Here is an 8,368-nt window from a genome sequence, read left to right on the forward strand (position 1 = left end):
AATTTGTCACGAACATCAGATTCCTCAATACCTGGAAAATTCATTATTTCATTTTTATCAGATATGATTTTGATAGTATCTTCTATTTTTTTCATCTTTTCAATCATTTCTTTTTCACTATTTGCATACCCTAAGACACGTACAGTTATTTGAGCCAATAATCCTTTCATATCTTCTGTTATTGTTTCACCAGGTAAATGGGCGACAACAACGTCTAGAACACCTGGAATAGTTCTTGCTTCATTTAAGCCCTCAATCGACTCGATTTTTCCAGGTTTTGCTAATATCGAAACATTGTAGCCATACTTATTGAAATATGGATTGCTCAAAGTATCCAAATCAAGATTAGTCATTTCTCCAGTTAGGGCGTGATTAATCAACATTTCTAAAGGATCGTAACCACTAATAGCTGACAATAGTTTATATTCTAATGACCCAGTAAGTCTAAAACCTATATCATAGACAACGCAAGTATTGTCTTCCACTTTACATTGCATAAACATCATTCCATCTTGAACCTCCAATTCAGAAAAAAGTTTCTTGCAGTTAGGAACTATATTTTTCATATATGAAGGTAATACGGACGCTGGGAAAGTATATCCAACCGGTAATGGTAATACATCACCCTGATTCGCTTTGATATGTCGATTTCCTAAAGCACTAATATAATACTTTCCTTTATTAAATATCCAAAATACAGTGGTTTCTTCAGCATCCACATATCTTTCTACAATCATTTTTCCAGATTTTGAATATTTGGCAGCCTTATTCATTGCTGTTTTTAATTCAATTTTATCTTTACATATCGATATCCCTCTAGAACCACTGCCATCTGCCGGTTTTACTAATACAGGAAATTTAATATTTTCTACATCTTGTTCAAAAGAGTCTAAACTAATAGAATAATCTTCAATAGTTGGGATATCATATTTTTTTAATAAAGATTTATATCTATCTTTATTCGAAAATATCTCAAACTGTTCTTTTGTACCATAACAAGGTAAGCCTGCTTTTTTACATATATCGGCGTAATATGGCAATAACATATCACTAAATCCTGTAATAACACCATCAATATGGTTTTCGTTAATTATTTTTACAACTGCATCAACATCTAAAACACTAACAAGATATGTTTCGTCCGCAATTTGTTTTCCCGGAGAGTGTTCTGTGTCATTATAATCCGCGACAGCAACTTTTACTCCCATTTCTTTAGCTTTCAGAATAATATCGCAAGAAATTCTAGTTCCTCCTAATACCAAAAGCTTCTTATTATTTAGAATTTGATTCATGGTATCAACTTCCTTTCTTTATTGAATTGTTCAATTAATTGAATTATATAATCCATATCATTAGTTGTATATCTTTGATCGCAAGGTAATGGAACAATATTCAATGCGTATTCATAAGATATAGAAGCCTTCGGCACTCTGTCGAACACGTCCGGCCATAACGTAGGAACATAAACTTTCCTGCTTATTAGAAATTGTTTCAATTTTTGGCCTTCTTTACAGTAATATGGATACATATACGGTCCTTTAGGAACAAGTAAGTTTAATCTATTCTCTTTTGATAAAGAGCTATGAAGGTGCAAAAAGTTATGATTACGAATTTCTATTATTCTATTATAATCTATTGACTTTAATATATTGTGAGTTAGCTTTGACATTGCTTTTAAGCATTCTTTATCAAATACATCATTATTATCTGCTGCTAGCTTATAGAAAGTTGATGCTGATAACTCAAATCTTCCTAATACAAACTCCATTCTTTCATACGACAAATCAATAGGCAATTCATCCTCTAAGACTTTATCAGTATAGAGATATCCTCCATCAGCTACTCCAAAATATTTCCTACATGTGTATAGAGTATCGGTATTGGAGATCGGAATTTGGAAAAACGATTGAGCATTGTCAACAATGATGTTAGTATATTTTTCTTTTAACACATTCAACTTGTGATTAGATAATTGTCCAAAATAATTTACTATATATAAGTATTCATGATCAAATAAAGTATCTTCAAATATGGGCATAAATTCATTATCTATTTCATAGTAACTGATTGAGCAATTATTTTTTTTGCAGGTTGTTTCTATACAAGAACACAAGTAACTTGGCAAATATAGTTTAGTTATTTTTTTTGCTTTGATTAAATATTCTAGACAGTGTCTTCCACTATTCAATGCCACAGCAGATTGGTGATATTCTGGATGAATTCCATACTCTAATTCAAAATAACCACCTAGTTCCTTCATATTATTTATTCCCTCCTATATCAAATAGTCATCAATTCTTAAAAAATGATATCCCATTTTATCCCAAACTATTTTTGGCCTTCACTAGAATTATATATTTCATCTATATAGTTTTGAGGAACTCCATCCAGATCAATTGCTACTCCTTCTAACGAATAACCCATAAAAATACCTCTTGTTGCATTAGAACGCATGTTGGAACTTTTTCTATCTAATGCATACTGTATCAACTTTATACACATTAAACAATCTACAAAAAAACTTACGTTTTCAACGTACCACACATCATTCTCAAATTGATTTTGCCAATTCCACTTATTATCTATTTTATATCTTGGAGGGCATTCCAATCCTGGCTTTACATCTAATCGATGTATGTGACGAGCATTGTAACGAATAACATATTCTTCTGGTAAAGGTCTTGGCCCTATTAAAGACATATCGCCTTTAAAAACCGCCCAAAAATTTAACAATTCATCTAAGGAAGTTTTTCTCACTACTTTCCCCCATTTAGTTACTCTTTCCGATGCAGGCAGTAAATCGCCATTTTTATCTATATTATTATTCATATTTCTAAATTTAATAATTTCAAAAGCTTCTCCATTTTTACCTATTCTATTCTGCTTGAAAAAAATCGGTCTTCCCACATCAAAAAAAGTAACTATACCAATAACTAAATTTATCGGGAAAGTAATAATCAACGCAAGAAAAGAAAAAAGTATATCTAATATTCTTTTCCCATAATTGGAATAAAACGAATCTTTAGGCCTGACTTCTTTCAGTGTTTTGTTAATCTCTGGCAATCGATCTTTAGCTAATTTTTCAGCTAATTTCCATCTCATATCTTTTGTTAAATAACTTCTAGGAACATTTTTCATTTCGCTTCTTTTGTCTCCTTACATCATAAAAAAACAGTGCATTGTTTTGCACGTTTTTTTATTTAAGAATTATTTTAGATATAGTTTTTACTTCATCTAATGTCAAATCTTCATATAATGGCAAAGTTAATATATTCATTGAAACATCATGTGCAACTGGTGTATCTAGAGAGAACATATCTTTATAACATGTCATTTCGTTGATTGCAGGATAGAAATACTTTCTTGTATAAATGTTATGCTCTTTTAACAAATTAAAAATATCATCTCTGCTTTTTCCGAATACTTTTTTATCAATATATAATGGATAATATGCGTAATTAGAAGTTACGTTTTCTTGCGTAGTTTGGATCTTTAACCCTGGTACTCCTTTAAAGTAGAAATCATAAGTTTCAACAACAGCTTTTCGTTTCTGTATACATTCTTCAATCCGCCGCAAGTTACAAATACCCATGGCTGCTCTGAATTCATCTAACTTTGCATTTCCACCGATACCTAACACATCGTCTTGTCCGGAAATACCAAAATTCTTTAGTTCATGAAGCTTCTGTGCATACTTCTTATCTTTAAATGCAACTGCTCCACCCTCGATAGTATTAAAAACTTTTGTAGCATGAAAGCTGAACATAGAAGCATCTCCAAAATTTCCAATTCCAACGCCTTTATATTTGATGCCAAATGCATGAGCCGCATCATAGATAACAATTAAATTATGCTTCTTTGCAATTCGATCAATGGCCTCAACATCACAAATATTTCCATATACATGTACGGGAATAATCGCAACAGTCTTCTCAGTAATCAACGCTTCTATTTTATCCGGATCCATAGTATAGTCATCCGGTTTAATATCACAGAAAACAGGTTTCAACCCATTCCTGGTTATGGCATGTGTCGTAGAAACAAAAGTAAATGGAGTAGTAATAACATCTCCGCCTTTTTCTCTTAATCCAAGAGCCTGTATTGCCATTTCTAAAGCCATATGCCCATTTACAAACAAGGAAAGCTCTGGAACTTCTAAATAGTTTATTAACTGCTTTTGAAACTTCTTATAAATTGGGCCCATATTCGTCATATGGTGACTTTCAAAAATTGGACGTATCTCTTCAATATAATCTTCTATCTTAGGCATTGAAGAACGAGTTACATAAATCTTTTTGGATACCATTTTCATACTCTCCTACACAAAATAAATAATCTTTATATCTAATTAATATATTGTTTTAACATATTGCTTCATAATAATATGATTACGCTAAAATCAAGGGTTTTTGATTGTTTAAAATACTGCTTCCTTATTCTTAGTTGATAATCAAAATTCAAATATATAGATTTTGTACATTTATTTACCCAGAAACAGAAACTTCTTCCACTGAAGCTGCCGATTCATCATTCATAACAGCATTAATTTTAGCTTTTGCTGTTTCTACAGTATTTTGATCTGGAATCATTACATAAGCGGCATTACCTAACTCGGCACACATTTCTGTAGATCCAGTTCCATCTAAAGAGTATTGTACAAAAGTCCAATTAGGAGAATTACTAATTTGATACTGAATCAATTTTTGAATTTCTTCAGTACTCATATTTGTTTCAAACGCTCCTCCTAAAGCATTCATTAAACTAGAATAATTTGTAATTATTGAAGGAGAAGTTACTTTATCAATAATACCCATGATAACTTGCTGCTGATTCTTTACACGTTGACGATCCCCTTCTTGATATGCATAACGTTCACGTGCATAACCTAGAGCCAGTTCTCCATCTAAATGATTGACACCTTCTGTGACTCCTCGACCACCACCATGTCTTAAAACCGGAACAGCGTATCCAGGTTCAACAGTCACATCAATTCCTCCAACAGCATCCACAATTTCTACAAGGCTTGAGAAATTAACACGGAAATTGTAGTTAATTTCAATTCCTAGCAAATTTTCTAAAGTAGCTTGTGTTGTTTCTACACCATGCACTCCAGTATGAGTTAATTTATCCATGGCACCAACTTGGCAACCAAAGGATGGATCACATTCTGTTTCTACATAATAGTCTCTAGGAATGCTTGTCAAAAGAATGATTCCTGTCTGTGGATTTACTGTTACGATCATATTGACATCAGATCTAGATACAGTACTTAAATCTCCATATGTATCATTTCCACTAATCAAGATATTGAATGCATGAGAAGTAATATCATCTACAGATTTCGCCGTATTTTCTACACGATCTGTATAATAAACTGTTTCATGTAAAACACGGGTTTTAGAACCAAAATCAGAATAATCTTCAATTTCTTCAACAGTTCCACGGTATGTTTCATTTAATACGATAGCTTGTACATCCCCGTCATACAAAGCTTTGACTTCAGCCTGAATACTATCATACTTTTCGTTTTGAACACTTACTCCTTCTGAATCAATATCATCTAGGCTCTGTTCTGTACCATATGTATCAATTGATTTTAATGTACCGATCTTTTCACCGGCAATGTCCTTTAATTTTTCATATTTACTATCATCCAAAACAATTAACGAGACAGTATTTTTAATATCACCTTCGCTTGTTGTGATATTGTTTAATAAAGAATTCGCCTGATACATGTAGAATCCACCAAGGGCAAATACAACAGTTACAACGATTGTCAAAATTGAAAATAAGATTTTAGATATAATTTTCTTTGCACTAAAAATCAATAATAAAATCAATATGGCATCAATCAAAATAAAAATGACAATCACCATAACGGTTAACATTGGTGTTAACACGTTCATGGAATAGATTTCAAAAATAGTAAAGAAAGAAATCAAAACCAGAAGAATAGATAAAATAATAGAAAAAATTCTATATCCTTTGTTGACTGGTTTTTTTCGGTTAACTTTTTTCATAACTAAACCTCATTTCTGTTTCCATCTTTATAATTAAATCATAATGCATTGTTTTAGGCAAATTTAAAAGGTGTGACAAACAATGCCACACCCATATTTTTATACTTAGTTTAAAGCACTTTTAGCTTCTTCGCAGATTTTGGCAAATCCTTGTTCATCATGGATAGCCATTTCAGACAACATTTTGCGATTGATCTGGATGTTTGCTAATTTAAGACCGTGCATCAAACGAGAATAAGAAAGATCATGCATACGAGCAGCTGCATTGATACGAGTGATCCACAACTTACGCATGTTTCCTTTCAATTTACGACGGTCATTGTATGCATACTTGAACGAATGCATTACCTGCTCATTAGCAGTTTTATATAATGTGTGTTTTGAACCAAAGTATCCCTTAGCCAGTTTTAAGACTCTTTTTCTTCTAGCACGTGATACAGTTCCACCTTTAACTCTTGCCATACTTTATTCCTCCCTTATTTCACTAACATTTCTTTGATACGTTTGTAGTCAGTTGGATGTACCGTAGATGGTTTTGCCAAATGACGACGCTGTTTCTTAGTCTTTCCATGGAAACGGTGAGAAGTGTAAGCATGGCTTCTCTTTAATTTCCCTGAACCAGTTTTCTTAACACGTTTTGCCAAACCTCTGTGGCTCTTCATTTTAGGCATAGTCTATTCCTCCTTATTTTTTCTTAGGTGCAAGCACCGTTGACATCGTATTTCCTTCAAGTGAAGGTTTTTTCTCAACTGTCGCAATGTCACTCATCTTTTCCAGGAATTGATTCATAATTTCTTTTCCCACTTCCTGACGAGAGATCATACGACCACGGAATCGCATATCAATTTTGACCTTCATTCCAGCACCAATCCACTTCTGAGCATGTTTCAGCTTCGTTTCAAAATCATGCGTATCGATAATAGGCGACAGACGCAAAGCCTTGATTTCCACAACATGTTGTTTACGTTTTGCTTCCTTAGCTTTCTTCTGCTGCTCAAAATGATAACGTCCATAATCCAGGATCTTGCATACTGCCGGTCTTGCCTTCGGGGCAACACACAACAAGTCTAAATTCTGACTATATGCTTTCTCCAACGCATCCCTTTTTGACATAACACCCAATTGATCACCGTTTGCATCAATAACTAAAACTTCTTTGAAGGGGATCTTTTCGTTAAACAAATCCGTATTAACGTTGTTTGGGGCCACTTTCCGATTATTGATATTCGACACCTACCTTTTCTCTATAAAAAAATGGGCACACAAAGTACCCATTTAAAAAGACAAATTCATAACGAACTGGCTCTTGACCTATGCATCCAAATGCATCAGGTGAGAAGGGGTACTTCACTCTTTCCATTTCTTTGCTTGTAAATAATAACAGACCTTTTCTTGAAAGTAAAGGATTATTTGTTGTAATTACAACAATTAGAAGACTAAAAAATTTAAACCAAATCTGAATATAAGTCTTCGTTATAGATTCCTTGTTCAATCAGGTTTCTAAAACTATCCATAACAGCCGGTTTATCTTCTTTATAAGTAACACCAAACCATTTATCATGCGTTTCCAATACCTTTACTGTACATTGATTCTCTTCCAATAAATGACCAATCAATGTAGGAAGCAAATACTCTGCCTTTAATGGATTGGATGCAACGTCTTTCTCAAAGAATTGGATGAAGTTTCTTTCTAAGACTTCAATAAATGCCGGATCTTGTCCTTCTTTTGCCGGGAATCCCCAGAAATTCATAGAGACATAAGAATTCGGATCCAACTCTACCCCATCTGCTTCTACTTTGTTTCCATCCACTTTTACAATATTAGAAGTTTCTACTACATCCACGATATGCGTATGTCCCTCTTGCACTTTACATACACCACGAGTCACACCACCATTATCTGATAATGTGTTTTTTAAAATAAAGCCCGCCATTGCATAGGCATTATCTTCATGGTCTAATACCAACCAATCATGTAATTGTCGAAAAGCCTCTTTGCCATAATAATCATCCGCATTGATGACCGCAAACGGTTCATGAAGAAATTCTTTGGCAGCCAATACCGCCTGCCCTGTTCCCCACGGTTTTGTTCTTCCATTTGGAACCACATATCCTTCTGGCACATTGTTCAGATCCTGAAACGCATATTCGATAGATACATTTTGTTTTTGAGCCATCATTTCGATACGATTTCCAATCCGTTCTCTAAAGTCATCTTCAATATCTTTTCGAATCACAAAAACGATTTTATTAAATCCAGCCTGAATCGCATCATGGATCGAATAATCCATAATGATCTCATCATGAAGCCCTACGGGTTCCAGTTGTTTGATTCCTCCGCCAAATCG

The 8,368-nt window shown here is 33.5% G+C and carries 9 protein-coding genes; all 9 read right to left on the bottom strand.

The genetic code is table 11. From position 1 onward, the window contains the following. The coding region (locus Q0J48_RS07180; protein WP_296242805.1) for an ATP-grasp domain-containing protein at positions 1-1,292 on the bottom strand (1,292 nt) is incomplete at its 3' end. Continuing rightward, positions 1,289-2,260, bottom strand: a complete 972-nt coding sequence (locus Q0J48_RS07185) for a hypothetical protein (protein ID WP_296242806.1) — start codon at positions 2,258-2,260, stop codon at positions 1,289-1,291. The genes Q0J48_RS07185 and Q0J48_RS07180, both read right to left, overlap by 4 nt. 68 nt (positions 2,261-2,328) lie before the next feature. Beyond that, positions 2,329-3,138, bottom strand: coding sequence for a sugar transferase (locus tag Q0J48_RS07190; protein WP_296242807.1), 810 nt, complete (start codon positions 3,136-3,138; stop codon positions 2,329-2,331). 58 nt (positions 3,139-3,196) lie between these two features. Beyond that, complete coding sequence (locus tag Q0J48_RS07195; protein ID WP_296242808.1) at positions 3,197-4,306, bottom strand: DegT/DnrJ/EryC1/StrS aminotransferase family protein; 1,110 nt, start codon at positions 4,304-4,306, stop codon at positions 3,197-3,199. A 178-nt stretch (positions 4,307-4,484) separates the two neighbouring features. Beyond that, positions 4,485-6,020 (bottom strand): LCP family protein, encoded by a 1,536-nt coding sequence (locus Q0J48_RS07200; protein WP_296242809.1) that lies wholly within the window; start codon positions 6,018-6,020, stop codon positions 4,485-4,487. A 105-nt stretch (positions 6,021-6,125) separates the two neighbouring features. Beyond that, positions 6,126-6,482, bottom strand: a complete 357-nt coding sequence (gene rplT / locus Q0J48_RS07205) for a 50S ribosomal protein L20 (protein WP_204686283.1) — start codon at positions 6,480-6,482, stop codon at positions 6,126-6,128. 14 nt (positions 6,483-6,496) lie between these two features. Further along, positions 6,497-6,691, bottom strand: coding sequence for a 50S ribosomal protein L35 (gene rpmI / locus Q0J48_RS07210; protein WP_183376332.1), 195 nt, complete (start codon positions 6,689-6,691; stop codon positions 6,497-6,499). 13 nt (positions 6,692-6,704) lie between these two features. Next, complete coding sequence (gene infC, locus Q0J48_RS07215) at positions 6,705-7,253, bottom strand: translation initiation factor IF-3 (protein WP_296242810.1); 549 nt, start codon at positions 7,251-7,253, stop codon at positions 6,705-6,707. A 212-nt stretch (positions 7,254-7,465) separates the two neighbouring features. Next, positions 7,466-8,368: sugar phosphate nucleotidyltransferase (locus Q0J48_RS07220; protein WP_296242811.1), on the bottom strand; the 903-nt coding region annotated here is incomplete at its 5' end.

The organism is uncultured Faecalicoccus sp. (assembly GCF_944325745.1).
In the GTDB taxonomy this organism is placed as follows: domain Bacteria; phylum Bacillota_I; class Bacilli_A; order Erysipelotrichales; family Erysipelotrichaceae; genus Faecalicoccus.